General features: G+C 38.2%; 19 protein-coding genes. 17 read left to right on the top strand and 2 right to left on the bottom strand.

All coding sequences use genetic code 11. The annotated features are described in order from the left end of the window. Window positions 1-28 precede the first annotated feature (28 nt). From RIB54_RS12110 to RIB54_RS12060, 11 genes are all read left to right on the top strand, one after another. Window positions 29-2698: a triple tyrosine motif-containing protein gene (locus tag RIB54_RS12110; protein ID WP_350101146.1), complete on the top strand. Its 2670-nt coding sequence runs from the start codon at window positions 29-31 to the stop codon at window positions 2696-2698. Continuing rightward, window positions 2649-3476 (top strand): hypothetical protein, encoded by an 828-nt coding sequence (locus RIB54_RS12105; protein ID WP_350101145.1) that lies wholly within the window; start codon window positions 2649-2651, stop codon window positions 3474-3476. The genes RIB54_RS12110 and RIB54_RS12105 overlap by 50 nt, the downstream gene beginning before the upstream one ends. A gap of 25 nt (window positions 3477-3501) precedes the next feature. Beyond that, window positions 3502-4674: an aminotransferase class V-fold PLP-dependent enzyme gene (locus tag RIB54_RS12100; RefSeq protein WP_350101144.1), complete on the top strand. Its 1173-nt coding sequence runs from the start codon at window positions 3502-3504 to the stop codon at window positions 4672-4674. A gap of 2 nt (window positions 4675-4676) precedes the next feature. Next, a complete protein-coding gene (locus tag RIB54_RS12095; protein ID WP_350101143.1) occupies window positions 4677-5777 on the top strand; it encodes an acyloxyacyl hydrolase in 1101 nt (366 codons plus the stop codon). Window positions 5778-5828: 51 nt separating this feature from the next. Next, window positions 5829-7730, top strand: coding sequence for a PAS domain-containing sensor histidine kinase (locus tag RIB54_RS12090; RefSeq protein WP_350101142.1), 1902 nt, complete (start codon window positions 5829-5831; stop codon window positions 7728-7730). A 65-nt stretch (window positions 7731-7795) separates the two neighbouring features. After that, window positions 7796-9163: a dipeptidase gene (locus RIB54_RS12085; RefSeq protein ID WP_350069392.1), complete on the top strand. Its 1368-nt coding sequence runs from the start codon at window positions 7796-7798 to the stop codon at window positions 9161-9163. A gap of 224 nt (window positions 9164-9387) precedes the next feature. After that, window positions 9388-9831 carry a thioredoxin family protein gene (locus RIB54_RS12080; RefSeq protein ID WP_350101141.1) on the top strand — a complete coding sequence of 148 codons (444 nt, stop codon included), beginning with the start codon at window positions 9388-9390 and terminating at the stop codon, window positions 9829-9831. Between the two features lie 7 nt (window positions 9832-9838). Further along, a complete protein-coding gene (locus tag RIB54_RS12075) occupies window positions 9839-10885 on the top strand; it encodes an FAD:protein FMN transferase (protein WP_350101140.1) in 1047 nt (348 codons plus the stop codon). Further along, entirely contained in the window at window positions 10872-11093 is a 222-nt protein-coding gene (locus RIB54_RS12070; RefSeq protein WP_350069401.1) for a DUF4266 domain-containing protein, read from the top strand. Before RIB54_RS12075 ends, RIB54_RS12070 begins: the two co-directional genes overlap by 14 nt. Then, entirely contained in the window at window positions 11078-12340 is a 1263-nt protein-coding gene (locus tag RIB54_RS12065; RefSeq protein WP_350101139.1) for a DUF3570 domain-containing protein, read from the top strand. The genes RIB54_RS12070 and RIB54_RS12065 overlap by 16 nt, the downstream gene beginning before the upstream one ends. Continuing rightward, entirely contained in the window at window positions 12340-14442 is a 2103-nt protein-coding gene (locus RIB54_RS12060; protein WP_350101138.1) for a protein-disulfide reductase DsbD family protein, read from the top strand. Before RIB54_RS12065 ends, RIB54_RS12060 begins: the two co-directional genes overlap by 1 nt. Here RIB54_RS12060 and RIB54_RS12055 read toward each other — a convergent pair. Continuing rightward, on the bottom strand, window positions 14434-15219 hold the full coding sequence (locus RIB54_RS12055) for an SDR family oxidoreductase (protein WP_350101137.1): 786 nt from the start codon (window positions 15217-15219) through the stop codon (window positions 14434-14436). The two genes, RIB54_RS12060 and RIB54_RS12055, sit on opposite strands and share 9 nt — an antisense overlap. Before the next feature lie 170 nt (window positions 15220-15389). On the opposite strand from RIB54_RS12055, the gene RIB54_RS12050 reads away from it, so the two are divergent. From RIB54_RS12050 to RIB54_RS12035, 4 genes are all read left to right on the top strand, one after another. Continuing rightward, on the top strand, window positions 15390-16682 hold the full coding sequence (locus RIB54_RS12050) for a peptidoglycan DD-metalloendopeptidase family protein (RefSeq protein ID WP_350069414.1): 1293 nt from the start codon (window positions 15390-15392) through the stop codon (window positions 16680-16682). 82 nt (window positions 16683-16764) lie between these two features. Then, entirely contained in the window at window positions 16765-19062 is a 2298-nt protein-coding gene (locus RIB54_RS12045; RefSeq protein ID WP_350101135.1) for a patatin-like phospholipase family protein, read from the top strand. A 130-nt stretch (window positions 19063-19192) separates the two neighbouring features. Then, window positions 19193-21211 (top strand): OmpA family protein, encoded by a 2019-nt coding sequence (locus RIB54_RS12040; RefSeq protein WP_350101134.1) that lies wholly within the window; start codon window positions 19193-19195, stop codon window positions 21209-21211. Between the two features lie 11 nt (window positions 21212-21222). Continuing rightward, entirely contained in the window at window positions 21223-21903 is a 681-nt protein-coding gene (locus RIB54_RS12035) for an OmpA family protein (protein ID WP_350063509.1), read from the top strand. Here RIB54_RS12035 and RIB54_RS12030 read toward each other — a convergent pair. After that, the gene (locus RIB54_RS12030) at window positions 21900-22781 is read right to left on the bottom strand and encodes a hypothetical protein (RefSeq protein ID WP_350101133.1); all 882 of its coding nucleotides are present in this window, start codon (window positions 22779-22781) and stop codon (window positions 21900-21902) included. The two genes, RIB54_RS12035 and RIB54_RS12030, sit on opposite strands and share 4 nt — an antisense overlap. Window positions 22782-23045: 264 nt before the next feature. Between RIB54_RS12030 and RIB54_RS12025 the strand changes: the two genes are divergently transcribed. Together RIB54_RS12025 and RIB54_RS12020 are read left to right on the top strand one after the other, a co-directional pair. Then, window positions 23046-23402: a hypothetical protein gene (locus RIB54_RS12025; RefSeq protein WP_350101132.1), complete on the top strand. Its 357-nt coding sequence runs from the start codon at window positions 23046-23048 to the stop codon at window positions 23400-23402. Between the two features lie 92 nt (window positions 23403-23494). Continuing rightward, window positions 23495-26623, top strand: coding sequence for an AsmA family protein (locus RIB54_RS12020; RefSeq protein ID WP_350101131.1), 3129 nt, complete (start codon window positions 23495-23497; stop codon window positions 26621-26623). The last annotated feature ends 27 nt before the right edge of the window (window positions 26624-26650 follow it).

Below are 26650 nucleotides of genomic sequence, written 5' to 3'. Positions count from 1 at the left end.
TAGCTACCTTAAAGACAAAACTACAATAATGCATCCCTCAGGTTGGCTTAGATCGGTTGTTTTTATATTTATTTTAACCTTTTCAGGATCGTTAGTATTTGGTCAAAAAGGTGATTTTTTCCTCACTCACTATTCCCATCAGAGCGAGGCGCTTGATAATATCAACTTTGATATAGCGCAAGATGAAAAAGGAGTGATTTGCATTGCAAACCGCGCTGGAATATTACGTTTTGACGGCAGAAATTGGGAACATATTAATACTCCTTCCGCTGCATTTTCGCTAACCTACAATGCTACAGATAAAACCATATACATTGGCGGCTATGATGGACTGGGCAAATTGGTTCGTAATAAAGAAAATAGCTTTGTTTATGAATCATTAATTGACAGCACCCAGCATATTGGAGAAATTTTCTCAGTAGTAATCAGAGGGGATTTACTTTACGGACTGAGCAACTCAGCCATTGTAAAGTATAACCTCAAGACCAAGAAAACAAGCTCCATAATTTCTAAGTATAGTGGTGAATTATACAAACTTTTTGAGCTTGAAAAAGACGTTTATGTTTCTACGGAGAAAAGTGGTTTACAGAAAGTTGGCGAATCCTCCCTTGAGGAAACAATGTCAAAAAAATTCGACAGAATAAATGTTGAATTTATAGCCAAGCACCCTGAAAAGGAACAATACCTCTTTGGCCTTTTGGATAACACACTTAAACTGTATAATGGAAGCAATGTAGTCAATCTGGATATCAAAGATGATGATGCCTACCTCCAAAATAGCGAGATCACCGATGGGATTTGGATCAATGATTCACTGTCAGCTGTTACTACACTAAAAGGCGGGGTTATCTTTATTAACCACAGAAGAAAAACAATTGAACAGATTGTCAACTATCAATCAGGGCTCCCTGATAACGAGATTTTTGCATTTGCAGAAGATAGCAATGGTGGTATTTGGGTAGCTCATAGTGCAGGTTTTACGAGAATCTCCCCTGGCCTTCCTTTCAGGAATTTTAACAAATTTGAAGGGCTGGAAGGAAATATTTTATCCGTTATAAATCATAATGACAGCTTATATGTTGGCACCAGCATGGGGCTGTATTTTCTTGAAAAGGTTCAGGATTATGAAGACATAGTTTATAAAGAACAACAGGTAATAACTACTACAAAATCAGTGCCCGAGGCTGAAAAACCGAAAAGGAAAAAGGGACTATTTGGTTTTTTGAAAAGTAATAAGGAAGAGGAACCAACCACCAATACTGTCACAACTTCAAGAACAGTTACCCGAAATAAGGTAAGGCAGGAGTTGAAATCCATAAGCTATCGATATAAAAAAGTAGAAGGCCTTAATTCCAAAGTATTCCATTTTATGGCTACAGAAGACAAGTTGTTTTGTGCTGGGCTAGATGGCCTTTATCAAATAAAAAATACTGAAGCCATTGTTATAACCAGAGACCCAATACATACTTTTAGTATCGCCAAAAAAAACCAGAAGGTTTTTGCTGCCACTTATGCTGACGAGCTCAAAGTTTTTGATATAAATACCAATGAACGAGTAATGGCTGATGTGCTCTCTGACTTTAGAGATCATATCCAGCATATATTTGAAGATGACAACGGGCTTATCTGGATTTCTTCAACGGATGAAATTTACTTTCTTGAACTTGATGGCGAAGACATTATTGGCTCTGAACATTACCCTATCACCAACCCTTTCTATTTCAATACATTCGGTGGGGTAAAAGATGAAATGGTTTATTTTATCAACGAGTCAGGCACTTTTTCCATTGACCCTGAAAAAAACACTGTCAACAAAATAGATGACATATCTGCTAAAAAATACTTGACAGGATCTAATGGTGAAGTATGGATATATGACGGTGAGAATTGGACAAAGATTGCGGAAAGTAATTCATCAAAAAAATTAAACCTCTTAAGTGTATTTAAGAATATCAATTACATCTCATCTGACGACAAGGATGACTATTGGGTGGTTACAGAAAATGATGAACTCTACAAGCTCACAGATTCGAACGACAAAATAATCAGCCCTTATGAGCTGTACTTAAAGAGAATAAAAACGCCCTTAGAAAGTCTGCTGCCATATGATAAAATGAAATTTGATCAGGAGAATAGCTCATTGCTTTTTGAGTTTGCTCAGCCAGAGTTTTCTGGAATCTTAGATATAAAATATCAGTATAAACTAGAGGGGCTGAATAAGGACTGGTCCGATTGGTCTGGCAACTATAATATTGTAAACTTCTCATACCTGCCAGAAGGTAACTACACCTTAAAGATGAGGTCTAAAGACATATTAGGGAAGGTGAGCGAAATAGAACCCATTTCATTTGAGATAGTTCCGCCATATTGGAAAAGGCCTTGGTTCTATGCTCTGGAGTTCACCGTGCTAGCCTTATTGCTTTTCATTACAGTAAGGCTAAAGAAGTTAGGTTTCAAATATCGCCTTGTAAGCCGATTGTTAGCTTTGATTACATTAATTATCATTATTGAGTTTATTCAAACAATAGCCGAAAATGAATTTGCTAGTCAAAGCACACCAGTTATCGATTTTTTAATCCAAATTACGATAGCTATTATTGTATTGCCTATCGAAAGTGTTATCCGTAAATTCATATTCAAAGAAAAAAATGTTCAGATTCTCGATTTCATCCAAATTAAAAACAAGAAAGATAAATAGTATCCTTCTGGTAGGTTTAGGTCTTTTTGCTGGTTGTTCTGGTCAGCAAGAAAATAGTGATACAATTAATGAAGAGCCTGACCCCAATCCCGCAGCTGAAGGGTTTAATGAAAAAGAGTCAGATGTAAAAGCCATAGCATGGGCGGATGCTGTAATGACAGCTCAGGGAGGAAGGCAGCAATGGGATAATACTCGTTTTATTCAATGGAATTTTTTCGGAAGAAGAGATTTAATTTGGGATAAACAGACAGGTCGGGTTCGAATTGATGCTCCTAATGACAGCACTACTTTTTTAGTAAATGTTTTGGACGAAACTGGAAAGGTTTTGCTAAGAGGTAAAGAAATAAAAGACCCAGATTCACTGAAAAATCTGGTAAGCACGGCTAAAAGTATCTGGATTAATGACTCTTACTGGCTGGTAATGCCTTTCAAGTTAAAAGATAGTGGAGTAACACTTAAGTACCTTCGCGAAGACACTACCGCTATAGGCGAAATGGCTCATGTGCTGCAGCTTTCATTTCAGGAAGTTGGCGATACCCCTGAAAACAAATATGAAGTATTCATTACCGAAAAAGATTCGCTGGTTAAGCAGTGGGCATACTTTGCCCAGGCAACCCAGGACAGCGCTTCTGCTATCTGGCCATGGGACAATTACAAAGAGTATAATGGTTTGATGCTATCTGCCGATCGTTCTGACAACAAAGGCCCCCATGATGTAAAGATTTTTGATCAGGTGCCGGATGCCGCTTTTGAAGATTTTGAATGGAAAAGCGAATAATTAAAAATCAAAAACTACTTCTAAATTGGACATAAAAGCCTTAAGAAATGAAACTCCCGGAGTAAACGAAGTTATTCATTTTAATAATGCTGGAGCCTCTTTGATTACTCAAAAAACCCTTGATGCACAATTAGGCTATTTAAAAGAAGAAGCGCTTTTCGGAGGTTATGAAACTGCCGCAAAGTATGAAAAACGCATCAATGCCTTTTATACTGAAATAGCTAAACTATTAAATGCCGAACCAGAAGAAATAGCTTATACAGAAAGTGCAACAGTAGCCTGGGAGCGGGCCTTTTTCTCCATTGACTTTAAACCGGGTGATGAGATAGTTTGTGACCATACCTCTTACGCCAGCAACTATATTGCCCACCTTCAGGCTGAACAACGCTATGGAACAAAAACAGTAGTTATTCCAGCCAATCATTTCGGTGAAGTAGATGTTGAAGCACTTAAAACGCTGATCTCTGCCAAAACCAAACTCATTTCTATCACCCATATGCCAACTAATGGCGGACTGGTAAATCCCGCTGAAGCCATAGGCAGGGTTGCTAATGAGCATCACATTTTATATCTATTAGATGCCTGTCAATCTGCTGGTCAATATCCATTGGATGTAAGAAAGATTGGCTGTGATTTCCTGTCCTCCACCGGCAGAAAATACCTTAGGGGCCCCAGGGGCACTGGCTTCCTTTATGCCAGTAAAAAAATACTTAAAAGTATCACACCAATAAATTTAGATTTACACTCTGCGGAATGGAATTCGATAAATAGTTTTAAACAGCTTGACAATGCAAAAAAATTTGAAACCTGGGAGTCAAATATTGCAGCAAAAATCGGGTTAATAACAGCCGTACAGCAAATTAATGAAATCGGTATTGATAAAATTTGTAATAGAGTAACTGAGGTGGCTGACTACCTTAGAGACGAACTATCCAAGATTAAGGAAATAACTGTACAGGATATCGGAAGAGTAAAGAGCGGAATTGTGACTTTCACCTCTTCAAAGTTTACTCCATTAGAGATGAAAAAGTTCTTCTCAGAAAATAAAATCAACACAGTTACCCCTACACTTAGCGGAACTCGTATTGATATGGAGGCTAGAAAACTAGATGCCGTGCTTCGTTCATCAGTTCATTATTACAATACAAAGGAAGAAATTGATACTTTTGCTAGCTTAATCAAGCAGATGCACAGGTAATAATGAGGTTTTCAGTTCCTTTTCTTCTACTACTTATTTCCAATCTTAGTTTGGCTCAGGACGCTGGCCATTCATGGTCCTTTGGCGCTAATCCGTACTATGGTGGGGTGCTGAAATACAAGAAGAACATGAAGCAGCTAGAATATACTAACCTTCATGGTATTGAACTGTATGCCAATAAAATTGCTGATGGAAGTAAAACCTGGCACCATTTATATGGCTACCCACAATGGGGAATTGCGGCTTCATATGTAAACTATGGAGTGCCTGATGAACTTGGGTGGGTAACTTCTCTAACCACCTATCTGGACATGACATCGTCCAAGAAAAAACATAAATGGAGGTTGAACATTGGAACTGGCATAGTCTACAGTTCTGAGAGATTTGATGCTGTCGAAAACAAAGAAAACAAGGCCATTAGCAGTACGATCAGTTATGTGATGCGGGGTACAGTTCATAAAGAGTTTCAGCTAAATGAAAAATGGTTTTTTAATGCTAACCTGGCCTTCAGGCATTATTCAAATGGTAAGCTAAATATGCCAAACAATGGCATGAATTATCCTATGGTTGGTTTTGGCATTAGATACGTCCCACACCCTAAACCGATGCCTGAAAAACAAGATATTCAAATTGACTACAGTCGAAAAATAAGAATTGCTGCTCGAGGGGTTATCTCCTGGCGCGAGGTTTGGCAGGAAGATGTAAAGCACAAAGCCTACAGTTTTGCAGTTTATGCTGGCAAGCAAGTCTCAAAATATAATAGAATCTTAGTTGGTCTTGATGCCACCAAATACGACCAAAAATCTATTGACAATGCCAATAATGTTTATGGACTAAAAAGCAATTTGGGTGAAGATAAAGTGCTGGATAACGGAAATACTCAGGCAGCCGTAACTATTGGCACTGAATTATTAATCAGCAAAGTCTCTGTTATAGTTCAGGGAGCCATATATGTTTATAAACCTCAGGCTTTTTATTCAGGATGGTACCAACGCTATGGGCTCCTATATAATTTCAACGAGCATTTGTTTTCACAAATGACCTTAAAGGCTCATGGCCGAACCGCAGATATGATCGAGTTTGGACTAGGTGTTGCCTTCTGAAAAGCACATTAAACTCGCTGATAACCAAATAATTCGTTATTTTGTACTTTAATGGATTCTCTTGACCTCAGTGCTGCCGATCGAAGATACCGAGCCCTTATGGCAAAGGCTCATGAGGGGATTGTATTATATGACAATCTCGGTGTTATAATTTATGCCTCGGCTTCTGTAAGGAATGTAGGTGGTTTTGAAGACTCCGAGGTTATTGGCATGTCAGGGACAGATTTTGTCCATCCTGACGAAATTGAAGAAACCAGAACAATCTTTGTTAAGGTGCTTCAAACACCTGGCAAAAGCATCACCTTCAAGCAACGGCTCAAACACAAAAAGGGACATTACATTTGGACTGAGACTACACTTTCCAATTTTCTTCATGAACCTGAAGTTGGTGGTATAATATCCAATTTCAGGGATATCACTGATGAAAAAAATGCGGAAGAAAAACTACTTGAAAGCAAAACACTGCTGGAAAGTATTAACCAAAATATTAAGGAGGCTATTTACAGAAGCATTCCAGACCAGTCATTTGAATATGTAAATCAGGCCTTTTTAGATTTATTTGGGTTTAAATCAACGGACGATCTAAATGCCGTTCCAGTTAGCTCCCTTTATGTTGACTCAGTAATAAGAAATCAGATCAAAAATGAGTTGCTCTCAAAAGGGTCAGTAACCAATATGGAAGTAGAGTTTCGCAAAAATGATGGCACAACATTTTGGGGGCTAATTACCAGCACGAGTATGGAAGCTGCTGACGGACACCGGTTTTTTGATGGTGCCATACGGGATATCACCCAGCAGAAAATAGCGGAGGAAAAGCTCCGCCATAGTGAAGAATTTCTTAGCTCTATCAATAGGAATATAAAAGAGGGGCTATATCGTAGCTCAATAGACAAGGGAATGATATTTGTAAACTCTGCCTTTGCAGAAATTTTTGGCTACTCATCTGCTAAAGAGGTACTAGAAACCGATATTAAAGAGTTGTACCTCCACCTTAAAACCAGAAAAGACATTATATCAGAGCTAGTTGAAAAGAAATCTATAAGAAATAAAGAAGTAGAGTTTAAAAGAAAGAATGGCGAAGCATTCTGGGGATTAATGAGTAGCTATTTGATTGTAGATAGTCAGGGAAATGAATACTTTGATGGAGCAGTACGTGACATAACTGAACTAAAAATAGCTGAGCAGAAACTTGTTGAGCTGAACGAAACACTCACCCAACAGAACAAGGCCTTGGCTGAAAGGGAAGATGAGCTCAACAAGGCAATGAAGGAGCTTTCTGATAGAAATTTTGAGCTTGACCAGTTAGTTTATAAAACCTCTCATGACCTAAGATCCCCATTAAGTTCAATTCTTGGCCTGGTCAATGTGGCAAAGATGGATACAGCAACAACCGATAAGTCAGAATATATAGAGCAAATTGGCTTTAGTATCCACCGGCTTGATGAATTTGTAAAATCAATGCTTAATTATGCTAAAGCAAGTCGAATTGATGTACATCTCGAAGCGGTAGATGTTAAGGAAATTATAGAGTCCTGTTTGAAGGATTTAGCATTTTTAGAGACCTACAATAAGGTTAAAACCAAATTTAATATCCAAGGTAAAAGCACTATAAAAACAGACAAACTAAAGCTAAAGATTATCCTTAGCAATATTATTTCCAATGCCTTCAAATACATGGACGATACAAAGCCTGAACCTTACTTAAACATCGACATCAATGCAACAGAAAAGGAAATATTTATCAATATTTCAGACAATGGCATAGGTATAGAGGAAGAGCATCTGCCTAAAATCTTCGATATGTTCTACAGGGCTACGGAGCTATCCCAGGGCTCTGGGTTAGGAATGTATATCGTTAAACAATCAATTGAGAAACTTGAAGGTTCAATTACTATTTCAAGTAAGTTTAAAGAAGGTACAACATTTAATATTTCGTTGCCAAATGGGGATTAATCACTAAGTTGTCGTTTTAAGGTAATCGCACTACCTTTGCCCACTTTCAAAAACACATCAAAATCATGAGCTCAATCGATTACATAAAAGACAATAAGCAAAAATTCTTAGATGAATTATTCGACCTGCTAAGGTTACCATCGGTAAGTGCAGATCCTGCATACAAAAATGATGTTTTAAAAACGGCAGAATTTGTTAAAAACAGCCTTATTTCAGCTGGGGCTGACAATGTTGAGGTTTGTGAGACTGCTGGTTATCCTATTGTTTATGGTGAGAAGATAATTGATCCTAAACTGCCTACTGTTTTAGTTTACGGCCATTATGATGTGCAACCTGCCGACCCGTTGGAGCTTTGGGATTCGCCTGCCTTTGAACCGGTGATAAAAAATGAAAAGATCTATGCGAGGGGTGCATGTGATGACAAAGGCCAAATGTATATGCATGTAAAGGCCTTTGAAACCATGATGAAGACCAATACCCTAACTACCAATGTCAAATTTATGATAGAAGGTGAGGAAGAAGTTGGCTCTGACAATCTGGGAGTATTCGTTAAAAACAATAAAGAAAAACTAGCCGCTGATATCATCCTTATCTCCGACACATCAATGATCTCGTTGGATACACCGTCTATTACCGTAGGACTAAGGGGTCTGAGTTATCTGCAGGTTGAGGTTACTGGCCCTAACAGGGATTTACATTCTGGAGTCTATGGTGGGGCAGTAGCAAATCCTATCAATGAGCTATGCAAAATGATAGCTTCTCTTAAAGATGAAAACAATAAAATCACCATTCCGGGATTTTATGATAAAGTAGTTGAGCTTACAGCCGATGAAAGAAAAGCCTTAAATAGTGCTCCTTTCGACCTTGACGAATACAAAAAGGATCTTAACATTGATGCGATTGAAGGGGAAGATGGGTACACAACATTAGAAAGAGCTGGCATCAGACCAACATTGGATGTTAATGGAATTTGGGGCGGATATATTGGACAGGGTGCGAAAACGGTATTGCCTTCTAAAGCTTTTGCTAAAATTTCTATGCGCTTGGTTCCGAATCAGGTCAGTGGTGAAATAACCGAACTGTTTACCAATCATTTTAAATCAATTGCACCAGATTCTGTTAAAGTAAAAGTAACCCCACACCATGGTGGCGAACCAGCGGTTACCCCTACTGACTCTGTGGCTTATGCAGCAGCAAGTGATGCTTTTGTAGAAGCGTGGGGCAAAGCACCAATACCAACAAGAGATGGTGGTAGTATTCCAATTGTATCATTATTTAAGAAAGAGTTGGGCTTAGACACCGTGTTGATGGGCTTTGGCCTGGATTCAGATGCCATACACTCACCAAACGAGCATTATGGTATAGCGAACTTCATGAAGGGTATAGAAACCATCACGCTGTTTTATAAACACTTCGCTAAAAAGTTTAACTAAAGATAAACCTAAACCCTTTTCAATGTTGAAAAGGGTTTTTTATTTACTGACTATAATCATAAAAATAGCAGCCTTTTTAGTGAATATTTAGAAGTCCAATTGCGTTTACTTAGCATTAAACTATTTGAGATATTAAAATTTTCTCCAATTGATATTGACGTTTTAACCTTTTACTACGTCTATACTTCAAAAGCCCATGGGCTATGTAAACATTCTTAATTACTATGAAATTTTTGTTGACATCAATATTTGTACTCTCACTGCTATTCCCTTCTATGGAAGAGGAAAGTGATATTTGGCTGACCGACTATGAAACTGCCATTGCAAAAGCCAAGGAAGAAAATAAACCAATGCTTTTAAGTTTTGCCGGATCAGATTGGTGCAAGCCTTGCATTATGCTAACCAGGGAAGTTTTTGAAACCCCTGAATTTGAAAAATATGCCAGTGATAATCTAGTGCTTCTGCTGTTGGATTTTCCAAGGCTGAAAAAGAATAAGTTGAGCGATGATCAAACAAAGCATAATGAAAGTCTGGCTGCCAAATACAACAAGACCGGTGAATTTCCATTAGTAGTGTTAGTTGATGCAAATGGTGAAGTAATTGCAAAAACCGGATATCAGAAGGGTGGTGCAGAACATTTCATCGAGTACTTGAACTCTGTATTATAATCAATAAATGCTTAAGTTCTCCACCCTCTTATTAGCCACTATAATTACTTATCTAGCCTCAGCTCAACCCCAGAGTCAGAAGAAAGTATTGCTTTTAATGGGCTCCCGATTTGAACTTACTGCCATTCATGAAAACGCCAATTTGGCCAACGCAGGCATTGAAGCTGCTATTAAAGAAATAACAAGAATTGAGAAATTAATCAGCTCGTGGGATCCTAATTCCCAAACGAGTATGGTGAACCGTATGGCTGGTGTAGAAGCAGTTAAAGTCGATAAGGAACTCTTTGACCTCATTAAACGAGCAAAGAAAATATCGGGACTGACCAATGGTGCATTTGATATCTCCTATGCCTCTATGGACAAAATATGGAAGTTTGATGGCACTATAACTAAACTGCCTAATGAAGAGGAAGTAAAGGCTTCGGTATCCAAGATCAATTATCAGGATATTATACTTAATGAAGAAAAGCTAACCGTTTTTCTTAAAAATGAAGGTATGAAGATTGGTTTTGGAGCCATTGGCAAAGGGTATGCTGCTAACAGAGGACGGAAGATAATGCTTGATTTAGGTATTAAAAGCGGGATAGTAAATGCGGGAGGAGATTTGATTACCTGGGGTAAAGAAACTAATGGAAATGACTGGAGTATTGCCATTGCAGATCCAAAAAACAAAACGCATGTTTTGGCCTGGCTCACTGTTGGCGAAATGGCCGTGGTGACCTCTGGGAATTATGAGAAGTTCATTGACATCAATGGCCAGCGCTACTCGCATATTATAGACCCGGTCTCTGGCTACCCTGTGAAAGGGTTAAAAAGTGTTACCATTATTTGTCCTGATGCAGAGCTCGCTGATGCACTGGCGACCAGCACATTCATATTAGGAAAAGAAAAAGGCCTTGGCCTTATTAATCAGCTCAAAGGAGTTGAGGCATTGCTTGTAGATGACAATGATAACATCTCCACGAGCAGCAATCTGAAGTTGAACTATTATGAAAATAATATATTGCAAGAAACTATAAATCCTACTTTAACAATTGGTAATGAAAAGAATTAGTTGGTTTATGCTCCTGATTTTAGGAGTGGCTGTAACAAGTCAAAGCTGTGTTTCGGTAGCGGCTTATCAAAAAGTGTATCTTAATGACGAAAACATGGAGCTTAACGCAAGGAAAATAGCTGTTTTCGAAACCAATTTTGAAGCATATAGAGAAGGGGCTTCCGGAGCCAATGGGGGTAAAACTGGAGGAGGATGCGGATGCAATTAAGAGTATTAAGTCTCATTTTTTTAATGGGCACCGTGTCGCTTCTTAAAGCTCAAGATGGCGAAACCTTCAAAAAACTTGATGAATCGGAGATCAACTTCCTGTTTAACTATTATGAACAGGACGGTAACAATGCGGCTGTAACTGGCGGCCTGGGCACGGAAGAGTTAAGTAACATTGCCCCCTCATTGATAGTAAACATACCACTGGATACCACCAAAACCTTTATTGGCTATTTTGGCTTTGATAAATATTCATCGGCAAGCACAGATAGAATAGATGATCCAAATTTTCAAGACATCAACCTTTCATCAGCCTCAAGTTCAGACACCAGAAGCTATGCAAACCTCACCTATCAGAAGAAAAATAACTTTAAAAAGGAAACCTATAGCTATAAAGCGGGCATCTCGGTAGAATATGATTACACATCATTTTCTTTGGGTTATGGCTGGGCAAAGTCTTCAAAAGATGAAAACAGGGAGCTTGGCCTAAGCGGAACAGCCTATATTGATACCTGGCAACTGATATTTCCTATCGAGTTAAGGGGAACTCAAGGATTGGACGACAATAAGAAACGACAGTCCTTTAATTTTACAGCCACACTTTCACAAGTCATCAACAAAAAGCTGCAGACTTCCATTTCATCTGAATTGGTCTACCAAACCGGAAGATTGGCAACACCGTTTCATCGGGTATATTTTAATGATGGTTTAACCTTTAATGATCCATCAAAAACCAGAAGAACTGAAAAACTTCCTGATTCAAGATTCAAAATACCGCTTGGAGTACGCCTCAACTATTACCTCAATGACCTGATAGTGTTAAGAGGATATTACCGATACTATTATGATGACTTTGGAATTACCGCAAATACGTTTGAGCTGGAAACGCCCATTAAAATCGTGAGTAGCTTAACGGTTTATCCATTCTATAGATATCATACACAAACAGCTTCAGACTATTTTAAGCCCTTCGGTGAGCATGAGTTAACTGATGAATATTACTCCTCCGACTATGACCTGTCTGCCATCAATTCGTCTGCGTTGGGGTTTGGCTTTAAATTCTCACCTCTTTATGGGCTAGCCAGATTCAAGGGGCCATTTAGTGGCAAAACATCAAGAATTACTAAATTTAAAAGTCTGGAAATTAGATATGCTAACTACGTGAGAGAAGGCAACAATAATAATGATCCCGGAGGTGGAGATTTAGATGCCTATTCCCTTACTTTTAATATGACCTTTACATTCTAATGAAAAAATATTTTCAATCAGTTTTATGTGCTCTTTTAGCACTTGTATTTGTTCAAAACTCATATGCGCAGGTACTTGAACCTTCCAAATGGGAGCATACAACCAGCAAAAAGGAAGTGAACATTGGTGATCAGCTGGACCTGATTTTCACAGCCACCATCGACCCGGATTGGTATTTATATTCTTCAGACTTTGACCCCGACTGTGGGCCTATGGTTACTACTTTTAACTTTGAAGAAGACGCATCCTACGAGCTGGTAGGAGGATTAAAAGCAATTAACCCTATTGAAAAGTTTGATGACATTTTTGAATGCAATGTCAAAATCTTTAAAAAGACAGGCGTTTTCAAACAGACAGTTAAAGTACTTTCAGAGAAAATAAATATTGCCGGAAACTATGAGTTTCAGGTATGCTCAGACATTGATGGTAAGTGCATTCCCTTTGATTATGATTTCGAATTTGATGGCATTAAAGTCTTAGCTAAATCTACTGCGGTTGAACAACCAGCGGCTGAAAAGAAAGAAGAAGTAATAAAGCAGGCATCTGAGCCTGTGATTATACCCGATGCAACGGTAGATGTAGATACAGCTAAAACTATCGAGAAAACCAGTATTGATTACTCAAAAGCAGAAAATCAGGGTCCCATTCTTGATCCAGACCTCGTAATAGAATCGGAGCGTGACAAATCCCTTATCTGGTTTATGATTTTTGCCTTTGTAGCAGGATTGGCGGCATTATTAACACCTTGTGTTTTTCCATTGATACCAATGACCGTAAGCTTCTTTACAGGGCAGGGTAAAAACAAAGGTCAGGCTATTATTTATGGATTATCAATCATTGCTATTTATACCATAATAGGTTCTGCCATTGCGCCTATTATGGGGCCGGAAACAGCCAACCACCTATCAACAGAATGGTTGCCCAACCTTATCTTCTTTCTTGTCTTTGTGGTCTTTGCCATTTCTTTCTTTGGATTGTTCGATATAACATTACCCAGCTCTGTGGTCAACAGCATTGACAGAAAAGCCGACAAAGGGGGGTTAATAGGCATTTTCTTTATGGCTTTCACCTTGGTTTTAGTTTCGTTTTCTTGCACAGGGCCTATTGTGGGTAGCATCCTAGTAAGTTCGGCCGGAGGTGAATTTCTAAAACCAATATTAGGCATGTTTGCCTTCTCCTTGGCCTTTGCCATTCCATTCACATTGTTTGCCATTTTCCCCGGTTGGTTGAGCAACCTTCCTAAATCAGGGGGTTGGCTAAACTCTGTAAAAGTGGTACTTGGATTTGTTGAACTGGCTCTGGCGTTTAAATTCTTAAGCATCGCAGACCAGGCATTCCATTGGGGCATATTGGACAGGGATATCAATATCGCCATCTGGGTGGTAATATTTACGCTGATGGGTTTTTACCTTTTAGGTAAAATCAGGTTGCCGCATGACAGTCCATTGGAAGTAATTTCAGTACCTAGGCTGTTAATGGCTGTTGGCACGTTCACATTTGTTATCTATCTGATTCCTGGTTTATGGGGTGCTCCACTCAAGGCGTTAGCTGGTTATTTGCCTCCAATGTATACTCATGATTTTAACATCTTCGCAAATAAATATAGTGATGACAAATATGAGCTGTGCGAAGAACCAATGTATGGCGACTTCTTGCATCTGCCACATGGCATACAGGGATATTTCGATTATGACCAGGCATTGGCTTGCGCCAGAGCGCAGAAGAAGCCATTGTTTATTGATTTTACTGGTCACGGCTGTACCAACTGCCGTGAAATGGAGGCTGTGGTATGGTCTAATCCTGAGGTACTAAAAAGACTTAAAGAAGACTATGTAGTGGTTGCGCTTTATGTAGATGACAAAACTGAACTACCCGAGGAGCAATGGTACACTTCTACTTACGATAATAAAGTAAAGAAGACCATTGGAAAGCAAAATGCTGATCTTCAAATAAGACGACTAAATAATAATGCCCAGCCATTCTACATTCTTCTCGGTGCTGATGAAAAAGTGATGGTTAGTCCTGTGGCTTATGACAAGGATGTCAACAATTTCATCCAATTTTTAGATGAGGGTGTCAAACAATATAAGGCATTATATTAAGTCCAAGGCAGTCTGTGGGTTAGGATATTTAAATGCATAATTCAGTTTTTTTATAAGTTTACTCGAGTCAACTTTTTTAAAATCCACCTTTTTGTTATTGAATGAGGGTTTTTCCAAGCCTAACTTACTGGCAGCTAGTGTATAATATTCTTCTCTTGACGGATGAATTGGTGCGCATGCGTTAAACACTTCTTCTTTAATCTGCAGAGATAGTATTCTTTTTATAATGCCAATACAATCATCACGGTGAATAAGATTTACAGGGTTTGTAGCACCAGCCAAACCTTGCTTTCCCGCCAAAAATCTCCCTGGATGTCTATCTTTTGAGTACAGTCCACCAAATCTTAAAACAGTTGTTCCAAATTCTGAAACATCAAATACTTGCTCTGCTTCAAGTAGTGCAATCCCTGAATGTGACGACTTAATAATTTCTGCATCTTGTTCTGTGACTACATCATTGTTGTCAAGATAAACTGACGTAGAACTTACAAATATCAGCCAAGGTCGGCTTTTGCTTAATTGCCGTTTTATCTCACTTAATTCAAAAACATATTCTTTTATTCTCGGAGGTATTGTGAAAATTATCAGATCCATTTTCAAAAACTCCGCAGGCAATTGCTCACCTAACTTAAAGAGAAAGGGCTTGATTCCAGCCTTTTCAAGATCTTCAAATTTCTGTGGTTGTGTAGTCGTTCCTATAAGATCGTGGCCATCTTTGGCTAGCTCATTTCCTAAGGGCAAACCGAGCCAGCCGCAGCCTACTATTCCAATTTTCATCAATATTTAAGTGCTATATTATCAGGAAGTTAGCAGCTTGTAGTTATATCTAACTATTAATTTAAATGCTAATCTTAGCATTTTTCTTACTTAATCACTATAATTATCTAATTATTATACTTCTTTGCCCCCGAAATGGGGTAAAGCCATTTTTTAAACTAACCAACATCATGTCAAAAAAGAATATCCCTTTTATTCTTTTGATAGCTTTTTCTGCTATCATTTATTTTACACTCCCATATTTCAACCATAATGTTGAAGTAGCTGAAGCACCAAAAACAACAACCATTGATTCAGCATCGTTAATCAAGCCTGAGCCAAAGATGCTTTATGGAATGGTGGTTGATTCTATGTTTGTTATCGAGGACAAAATCAAGAGAAATCAAAACATTGCAGAAATACTCTTGCCTCACAACGTTACCAATGAAGCCATTTATCAACTGGCTAAAATTTCTAAGGACGTTTTTGACGTGCGCAAACTTGTTGCCAACAAAAAATACACACTTATTTGCGAACGCGACTCTCTTAAAACAGCCAAGGCTTTTGTGTACGAACACAATTCAACAGAATATGTAGTTTTCAATTTAAGAGATTCCATTACTGTAGAAAAGAAGCAAAAGGAAATTCAGATTGTTGAGAAAGGCATAGCCGGAATTATTAGCAGTAATTTATCGATGACCATGGAAGAGCTTGGTTTGTCGCATCAACTGACCAATGACTTTGTAGATGTTTTTGCATGGCAGATAGACTTTTTCAGACTCCAGAAAGGGGATAAATTCAAGTTGATCTATGAAGATCATTTGGTAGAAGGTCAATCTATTGGTAGTGGAAAAATTAAATCAATCTATTTTGAACACTTTGGCAATGGCTTTTATGCCTTTCATTACGATCAGGGTGACGGCATAGATTACTTTGACGAGAAAGGGAATAGTTTAAGAAAAGCATTATTAAAATACCCTTTAGATTTTACGAGGATTAGCTCCAGATATTCTGGCAATAGATATCATCCAGTGCAAAAGCGATACAAAGCACATAGGGGGACAGACTTTGCAGCACCAAAGGGGACACCAATCAGGTCTGTTGGTGATGGTATTGTTGTAGAAGCAAGGTATCAAAAATATAATGGCAATTATGTTAAGGTAAAGCATAACGCCACATACACCACTCAGTATCTTCATATGTCTGCAATCAAATCGGGCATTAAACCCGGCATGAGAATTAGACAAGGTGAAATCATTGGTTTTGTAGGAAGCACTGGTTTAGCAACAGGAAATCACTTATGCTACCGTTTTTGGAAGAATGGCGTTCAGATTGATGCTTTAAAAGTTGACTTGCCCCCTTCTGCACCAATAGAGAAGGAAAATGCTTTAGCATTTAACCTTAAAAAGAACCAAATGCTTAACCAGTTGGAAATGATAAATTTTCCTGAAGAGAACGCAACCGTTTTCGCAAGTGTTAAGTAAATAAAGCTGTCAAAATAGCAAAGGCGAGGCAATTTTGTCTTGCCTTTTTTGTTTAGCTTTAAACTAGTTATTGGTTCTCAATATGCGCCTGCAAAAAATAGTTATCACATTAATTTTTGGACTTAGTGTTAGCCTTGGCTTTAGTCAAAAGGTGGCACTTGTAATGAGTGGTGGCGGAGCCAAGGGCCTTGCTCATGTTGGGGTAATTAAAGCGCTTGAAGAAAATAATATTCCCATTGATTATTTGGTAGGCACATCAATGGGTGGAGTGGTGGCAGGATGCTATGCAGCCGGTTATTCTGCCCAGCAAATAGAAGGAATCATGCTTTCACCACAATTTCAAGATTGGGTAAACGGAGTGTTCGAGAAGGGTTACAATTACTACCTATACAAAGACAAGTCCAATTCTTCCTTTCTAACCATACAGCTGTCTCTCGATTCTATTTTTAATGCAAGTTTGAACAGCAGTTTGGCCAGTGACGTTACACTAAATTTTGCGCTGCCTGAGTTTCTTGCAAAGGCATCAGCAATAGCCAATAACAATTTTGACAGTCTATATGTGCCCACACGAATTATTGCTGCAGATATTTTTACCCAAAACGAAGTTGTTTTAAAAAATGCCAGCCTTGCTTTGGCTTTGAGAACCACATTATCAGTGCCTTTTTTTTACAAACCAATAAAAATTGACAACAAGTATCTTTTTGATGGTGGCATCTACAATAATTTTCCCGTTGACGTTGCCATAAAAGATTTTGACCCTGATGTAATTATTGGATCCAATGTTTCGTCAAAGGTATTCAATGAATATCCGTATGAGAATGATGACAAGTTAATAAACAGCTCACTTTTGTTCATGCTTATTGATAAATCAAACCCAGACGCCATTCCTGATAATGGTGTATACATAGAGCCCAATTTGTCTGAGTATACTGCTTTTGATTTTGCAAAGGCCAAAGATTTGATTGACAGTGGATACAATGCTACCATGAAAAATATGGATAGCATAAAGGCCAAAATTGGGTCAAGACAGACGGCAGCAGAGCTAAAGGTAAAAAGAGAAAATTTTCTGGGCAAAGGTGAGGCGCTCAATTTTTCGCAGATAAATTTTCATGGATATAACTCCAAGCAGAGACAGTATATCAATAAACTATTTAAGTATAAACCTGGTGAGTTACTTAATCTTGAAGAAATAAAAAGAGGCTATTTTAAGCTTGTTTCAGAGGACTACTTCAACACTGTCTATCCTGATATCAGCTTTAATCCTCAATTAAAAAACTACTCGTTAGAATTATTTGGGAGACCAAGAAGTAATTTAAATGTAGAAGTTGGTGGAGCCATTGCTTCCCGAAATATCAGCCAAATCTTTTTAGGAGCTGAATTCTACTACTTCAACAACTATCTACTCAAAACCAGCATGAACTTTTACTCGGGAAGTTTTTATAAATCTGCACAAATGAGGTCCAGGCTATATATGGCTTGGCCTTTTCAATATTATATTGAACCTGAGCTAACTTACAATAATTTTGATTTCCTTAATTCTGATGACATCTTCATTGATGAAGATGCCCCTGCCATACTTGATAGAACAGATAGGAAATACGGTGTAAATGTTGGTATTCCACTTGGCAACAAATTAAAAACTGTATTATCCGGAGCTTTTATCAATAATTCTGATCAGTATGGAAATAATTTAGGCATAACATCTAGTGACACCTTAGATTTATTAAAACTCAGAGGATTCAGAGCAGGAATTTCTTTAGGCAGAAATAACTTTAACCGAAAGCAGTATGCCAATGAAGGTAAAGGCCTCAAAATCTCATTAGATTATTTTGCTATTGAAGAAGATTACAAGCCTGGCACAACATCGTCAGATTATGCTTATACAGATCAAAATGAATGGTTTAAATTCTCAATAAAGTGGGAACAGTTTTTTAAGAAAAACAGATGGAGCACAGGTTACTCTTTTGATGGAGTTTATTCAGGTCAGGGCTATTTTGCCAATTATAATGGCACCCTCATTAACTTACCATCATTTAACCCGCTTCAGGACAGCAAGTCACAATTCTTACCAAATTTTAGGGCCTACAGTTTTGCTGCCCTGGGTATTAAAAATATTCTGTCACTAAAATCAAATCTCGACTTTAGGCTTGAAGGCTATGCATTTAAACCGTTTCAGACACTCGCTCAGGAGAATGACCTGTTGGTCAAAAAAGAAAACACCGAAGATGTTTTTTTTGTAGGATCTTCATCGCTCGTATTACACAGCCCGGTTGGCCCTATTTGTTTAGCACTCAATTATTATGACCAGGAAAACATCAAGTTTGGGGTGTTACTACATGTAGGATTTTTACTATATAATGATTCCTCAATGGGGAGATAAACCCCTTTTACAAACTATTGTGCCATATGCTTTCAAATTAGGTGCCAAATAGGAGGTAAGAAATTGGAATGAAAGTGGTTTTTTTCTATGTTTACCTTCGTAAAATCGACACATTATCATCTCTTATAAAATGAGAAAATTTATACTGTTTTTAAGTCTGGTGTTTTTTGTCCAATTATCTAATGCTCAGGTGGTTCAGTGGGCATCAGAAGTACTGGAATTTTCCTCTGAATTAACACCGGTACAATACTCTGCCCAGCAACTTTTAGGCAAGCCTAATGTATTACCAGCTGGTGGTGAAAACCCCAACGCCTGGACTCCTGAAAGAGCCAACAGGAAGGAGTTTGTAAAAGTTGGATATGCCAATCCTATCCAAATACAGCAAATTGCCATTGCAGAATCATATAATGCAAGCGCCATTTATAAAGTGTTTGCTTATGATGAAGATGGAACGGAGTATTTGATAAATACCTTTAGCCCGAGATCTATTCCTCTTAAGGGGCGTATGCTCAATGTTTTTGTTGAAATGACACCATATAAAGTTACTGCCGTAAAAATAGAATTTGACGGGGCAGCCGTGCCAGAATATTATAGTATAGATGCCATTGCCATTTCTGATTCAAATATTCCAATTATTGCTTCTATTGACATTCCTGAGTTCATCAATCCTGATATTTCAAAAGAACGTCTGGATGAAAATGTAAATAGTAAATACAAAGAATATAAGCCTCTTCTATCTCCTGATGGGCAGACATTGTACTTTTCAAGAAGAAACCATCCGGAAAATGTTGGTGGCACTGAAGATAACGAAGATATCTGGTATTCTGAAAAAGACGCTGATGGCAACTGGCAGCTAGCTAAGAATATGGGTTCTGAACTTAACAATGCAGGCCCTAACTATGTCAGTTCGGTAACACCAGATGGCAAGTCAGTATTGTTGGTTTTAGGCAATCAATATCTTGAAAATGGAAAGATGGCCGCAGGAGTAAGCATAAGTTCAAACGCAAGCGGTAACTGGTCCAAGCCAACGGCCATTCAAATTGAAAATGACTATAACTATTCTGAAAAAGCGAATTTTTATCTTGCCAATAGTCGCAAGGCATTATTAATGTCTGTTATGCGCGAAGATTCAAATGGAGGCAGAGACTTATATGTTAGCTTTCTAAATGCAGATAGCACCTGGACTGAGCCATTAAACCTTTCGAATAAAGTTAATACTGCTGGAGAAGAGTCATCGCCATTCTTGGCATCAGATGATAAAACTTTGTACTTCTCCTCAGATGGCTATAGCGGTTTCGGGTCAAGCGACATTTACATGACCAAAAGACTGGATGATACCTGGACGAACTGGTCTGAACCAGAAAATTTAGGGCCGACCATTAACTCACAATACGAAGACCTCTTTTTCAACATTCCCGGTAATAGTGACTTTGCCTATTACTCACAAGGGGTAAGTGATGATGATTTAGATATTTTCCGAGTTGCCCTGCCGGTATTAAAAAGACCTGAACCTGTTATTTTAGTTAAAGGGAAGCTGATAGATTCCAAGACAGGACTGCCTATTGAAGCCAAAATTATTTATGAAAGATTATCAGATGGCAAGGAAATTGGTATAACAAGCTCAAATGCCACTACGGGAGAGTATGAATTGTTGCTCCCTGCAGGCGAAGTTTATGGTATTAGAGCTGAAGCAGATGGCTTTATAGCAGAAAATATCAAAGTTGACCTGAGGAATTACACTGCTGATGGAGACCACACTTTAGATCATAAAGATCTGAAATTGGTGCCTATAGAGGAGAAAGCCGTGGTAACACTAAATAATGTATTCTTTGACTTTGACAAAGCAGTATTAAAACCAGAGTCGTTTGCCGAGTTAAATAGAGTGGTAGAGTTAATGAAAAAAGAAACTAAGTTGAAAATAGAGGTTGCCGGTCATACTGATAACATAGGTACAAAAGAATATAACCAACAACTATCACTTAGAAGAGCTAATGCCGTTAAAAATTATTTAGTTGAAAAGGATATTGACTCTAGCAGAGTGCCAACTGTAGGTTATGGAGAGGAAAGGCCAATTTCAAGTAATGATGATGAGGAAGAAGGTCGTGCACTGAATAGAAGAGTAGAGTTTAAAATAATTAAGAATGACTAACCATTAATGTTATGAATATGAGGGTTGTAGTATTTTTAATGTTTACAGTACTTAGTTCAGGTGTTTTTGCACAAGGAGATGTAGGTACTGTAGTTGTAAAAGCTACAATAGTAGATGCCAATACTAAGGAGCCTGTTTCTGCTAAAATTAAATACGAGAGCCTTCCATATGGTGGCAACATAGGCGTATTTAGGAGTGATAAGTTTACTTTCAATATGGAAGAAGGAAAGGACTATTTAATAGTTTTAGAAAGCGATGGTTACAGCCCTTATACTGAAACTGTGAAAATTGCTGAAGCTGAAGATGGTGTTATCAACAAAGTAATTGAGCTTCAGCCAAATAGCTTAAACAGACTTATTAGATTGGAGAAACTCATTTTTGCCCTTGGCAAAGCAGCAATTTCACCCGAATCCCATGAAGAGTTAGATGAAATATCTACAATGATGGAAGTAAACCCTACAATGACAATTCAGTTGGAAGGACATACTGATTTTAGAGGGAACGCCAAGCAGAATTTAAAGCTTTCCGAACGAAGAGTAGAGTCGGTTAAGGAATATCTTGTGAGCAAGGGAATTGATAAGAAAAGAATAAAGACCAAAGCTTTTGGGGGAACCCAACCGCTTTCAAGGGCTAACGATGAAGAGTCAAGAACAAATAACAGAAGAGTTGAAGTAAGAATTCTTACAAATTAACGGGAAGCGACAATATCTTTTGCCTTTATAAAGCTACCAACACGGTTAATAGAAACTGATTTTATTTCATCGTCAAGAGATTTATCGTCCATTATTGCCTGAGCCAGGACTATACCAAATTCAACTATTCTTTCCGAATGATAAAAGACCGTTGACTTCTCTAACAAGTCTAAAGTAGGAAGGATATTTCCATTATTAAAGGTGTAAACAGCACGATTATAGTACTGTAAGCCTATAAGTTTATTTAAATCTACGGCATCGTGAATTTTAGCATTAAATGCATATTCTGATGTACTTGCTGAATTGTTCTTAGCATTATATTCCACCAGGCGTTTATCAATCTCTAATTGATTATAAACAAATCCATTGAGTGCATCAGTAGACTCTATTAAGTACTTTGCATCAGCTGTTAATACTTCAAGATAAATATGATAATTGGTTTCAACCACTTTGGTTTTGAAGCCCAACTCATTTAATAACAGCGCATATAACGTAGTTGCAGAAAGGCAGTCATAATCACCTGTCTCAAAAACTTGTGCTAATGGACTGTATTGTACATAATTCTTAAGCACTTTTCTGTGTACTCTGTAAAACAACCAGGAAAGGTATCTTTGATCTGAATTGATCTTATCCAACTTCTCCTTTGCCTCAACCACAAGCGCTTCAAATTTGTTGTGATAATCCTTAGCGGCAGTAGAAGAAACATTCTCGTCTACCATCAATTGTAAATCCAATAGTTGAGCATGCTCACCCTTAACAAATTGATAAAAATTTGTTTTTTCATAATCAGAATGAAAGACGATATTATCAACATTCTGCCCATTTAGCAGAATGCTAAAGGCGAAAATAAATACCGATATGAAAGTAATTCTTCTCATTGTGCTTCCACACTATATACTATTGTTAACATTAAGGTAACATTAAATTAACATTAAAAAAGCTTTAATGTAAGTATTAGTTACAAAATCTTAATTTTTCGAGTAATAATTGGCCTAATATTCATTTTTTGCCAAAATTCAAGAATCCCAAAATCTTTCATCTTACCAGATTGTTAACATTAAATTAACATTGGATGTTCTCACTAAAAAAGTCAAATCAAAAGAGCAATGTTTGACACGGCCTGCCGTTATCTTCCAACATAAATGAAAAAGCTACTCATCTTATCATTGTTAGTTGTTGGTTGTGCAGAGGTTGATATTGATTCAGGCTTAGCTGGCGAATGGCAAATTACCTGGGTAATGGAAGGCGAGTCGAGAACTGGCCTTTTAAGCCTAAAAAACGATCAGACCGGGCTAATAAGTTTGGAGGAAGATATCAATTCAGCCATCCTGCCTGATGCAGAAAATATAAAGGTGAAATGGTCTCACACAAGTAATGCCCTGATTCTTACAAGATTGGACAACGGCTTTGTGCTTAATTATCAGATCAACAATAAAACACCAAATAGTATTGATCTAAGCTTTACAGGTGATATTAACATATTGCTTATCAGGCAATAACACTTAGTTTATCTGCACTTTTAAATATCCAATAATAGTTTATTAAATTTGATTAGGAATTAAACGTTAATCCACACTGTAACCATTATCAAATGAAAAAGCTACTTATCACCTTTGGCGTTATTATAGTTATCATTCTGGCGGCCGCATTTATCATCCCCATTGCATTTAAAGATGATATAAAAGCAGCCATTGACGAGGCCCTTGCAGAATCAGTAAATGCGGATATCGTGTGGGACACCGATGATTTCTCAATTTCACTGTTCACCAATTTTCCTAACGCCACTGCAGGACTAAACAATTTTGGCGTAATTAACAGGGCTCCTTTTGCCGGTGAGATTCTTTTTGCAGTGGAAAAATTTGAGGTAGAGATTGATATCATGAGCCTTTTTGGCGATCAGATTAAGATCAACGGGATAGAGCTCGACAGACCGGAGATTAATGTTATTGTATTAGAAGACGGTTCTGCCAACTATGACATAGCTGTGGCTTCAGAAGAGGTAGAGGTGCCAGAGGAACCTGCCTCCGAGGAGCCCACCAAGTTTAATGTAGGGATTGACCATTGGGCTATAACTAATGGTCATCTGGTTTATGACGATGCCACCCTGCCTTTTAAAATGGAACTGAAAGGATTGAATCATAGTGGTAGTGGGGATTTTAATCAAGATGTTTTTGACCTTTCAACATTAACAGCCATTGACAGTGTTTCTGTAAATTTCGATGGTGTAGAATACCTATCTGACAAAACCTTTAATGCAGATATTGTAATGTCTATAAGCGATAACTATGGTCGCTATACTTTTAAAGAAAACAATGTAGGACTTAATGATTTCACTCTTGGATTCGATGGTTTCCTGGCACTTAATGAGGATGGCAGCATGGATATGGACTTGACCTATGGCACGAAGGAAACGACTTTTAAGAGCCTGTTGTCTCTGGTTCCTGGTATCTATACTGCTGATTTTGGAAGCATCGAAACTGCCGGAAATCTGGCATTTAATGGCTTAGTAAAAGGCAAATACTCTGAAGAGGTAATGCCTGCGTTTAACCTTGCTTTGCAGGTAAATGAAGCCATGTTTAAATACCCCGACTTACCAACTGCCATCTCAAATATAAGTATGGACCTGGCTGTGGTTAATGATGATGGGGTTATTGATAACACAATGGTCAATTTGAAGCAATTCCACATGGATTTTGGCAACAACCCATTTGATGCTAAAATGATAATCAGCAATCTGGTGGATTATAATATGGATGCCAATGTTAAGGGCCAATTGAACCTGGCTGAACTCAGCTCTATGTTCCCGATGGAAGGCATGAGCATGAAAGGCATTTACGCCATTGACCTATCAGCCAAGGGCACCTATGATAGCGTTAGTGGTAAGACTCCTGTTATAAACGCCACCATGAGTATGAAAGATGGTTATGTTAAAACAGCAGAGTTACCTTATGCTCTGGAAGATTTGAAGTTTGCCGCTGAAATTATGAGCCCTACAGGTTTGATGAAAGACTTTAAAGCTGTAGTAAAAGATTTTGGAATGACCATGGATGGCGAACCGTTTGGTGCCAGCCTTGAGTTCTGGAATTTGGATAATTATAATTGGAATGTAGATGCCCATGGTGGTATTGATCTGGAAAAAATAACCAAAGTATTTCCTTTGGACGGCATGACATTAGCAGGTGTTATACGTGCAGACCTTACTACAGCAGGTAATATGACTGACCTTGAGGCAGAGCGTTATGACAAACTACCGACTAGCGGAAATGTGTCTATCAACAATTTCAAATATGTAGATAGCGAACTACCTTACGAAGTGACTATTTCATCTGCAAAGGCATCTTTTGACCCTAAACAAATGGCACTGGAGAATTACTCAGGTACTATTGGGAAAAGTGACATTTCAATGAATGGGTCGATCACCAATTACATTGGCTACCTGTTTGGTGAAAATGAAACGTTAAAAGGAAACCTGAATTTGAGTTCCAATCTGCTAGACCTCAACGAATTTATGTCTGATGAGGAGGTAGCTGCCGAAGAAACGGAAGAGACTCCTGAAGAAAGCATGGGTGTGGTTGAAGTGCCTAAAAATATTGATTTTGTAATGACTTCGGATATTAAAACTGTGGCTGTTATGGACATGTCTATAACCAATGCTAAAGGAAAGATTGTTGTAAGAAATGGCATAGTAAGTCTTGATGGCTTGAATTTCAACTTGCTGGAAGGAGCCTTTGCTATGAGTGGGTCTTATGACCCTACAGACCTTGAAAAGCCTAAATACGATTTCAAGTTTAAGGTTGACGACCTTTCTTCCCAAAAGGCTTTTGAAACCTTCTCAATAGTTCAGTCTTACTTCCCGATTGCGAAAAATGTAAATGGTAAACTTTCAACTGATTTTAAAGTTAGCGGCTTGTTAGATCAGGAAATGTTCCCTGATATGGAGACTGTATCAGGTGGAGGACTTCTAAACCTGGCTCAAGCTAAGGTACTTAACTCTAACCTGCTTAAGGGCATTGGCAATACGGCTAGCATTAGTTCTCTAAGTGCCGATGAGATTAATATTAAGGACATTTTAATGAATGTATCCATTGAGGATGGAAAGGTCAATGTGAAGCCATTTGATCTTGACCTAGGCGGCTATAAAGCCAATATAGGGGGTTCTTCTACCCTAGCTGGTGGTTTGGATTTTAATTTAAAAATGGATGTGCCCGCTGGTAAGTTGGGCAGTGCTGCAAATGACCTGGTTGCTAAATATACGGGAGGTTCAAGTAGTGGCAGCTCTGTTATTCCTTTAACATTCGGTATTGGTGGCACATATGACAACCCAACTTATAAGCTAAAAGGCACCGGCTCAAATGTGAAAGCTACAGATGTTGCCAAGGTAGTGGCAAAAGAGGCCGTTGAAGAGAAGCTCGGTGTTGACCTTGATGAAGAGAAAGAAAAACAGCGTGAGAAAATCATGGCTGATGCCAAAAAGCAGGCAGACCGTCTAATTGCCGAAGGAAAAAGTGCTGCTGACAAAGTTCGTGAAGAAGGTTATAAGCAGGCAGACAATTTAATAAAAGAAGCGGGCAGCAATCCGATTAAAAAGAAAATAGCCGAAGTAGCAGCTAAGAAGTTACGAACAGAAACGGACGAAAAAGCGGCCAAAATAGAGGCTGAGAGTAAAGAAAAGGCAGATAAGCTATTGGCAGAAGCACAGAAGAAGGCGGATGCAGTCTAACCTTAATTTACAACTGATAAAAAAGCA

The sequence above is a fragment of the Fulvivirga sp. genome (genome assembly GCF_040218215.1).
In the GTDB taxonomy this organism is placed as follows: Bacteria; Bacteroidota; Bacteroidia; order Cytophagales; family Cyclobacteriaceae; genus Fulvivirga.
The sequence above is the reverse complement of the archived record's forward strand: the minus strand, read 5'-3'. Positions and strand labels throughout refer to the sequence as shown.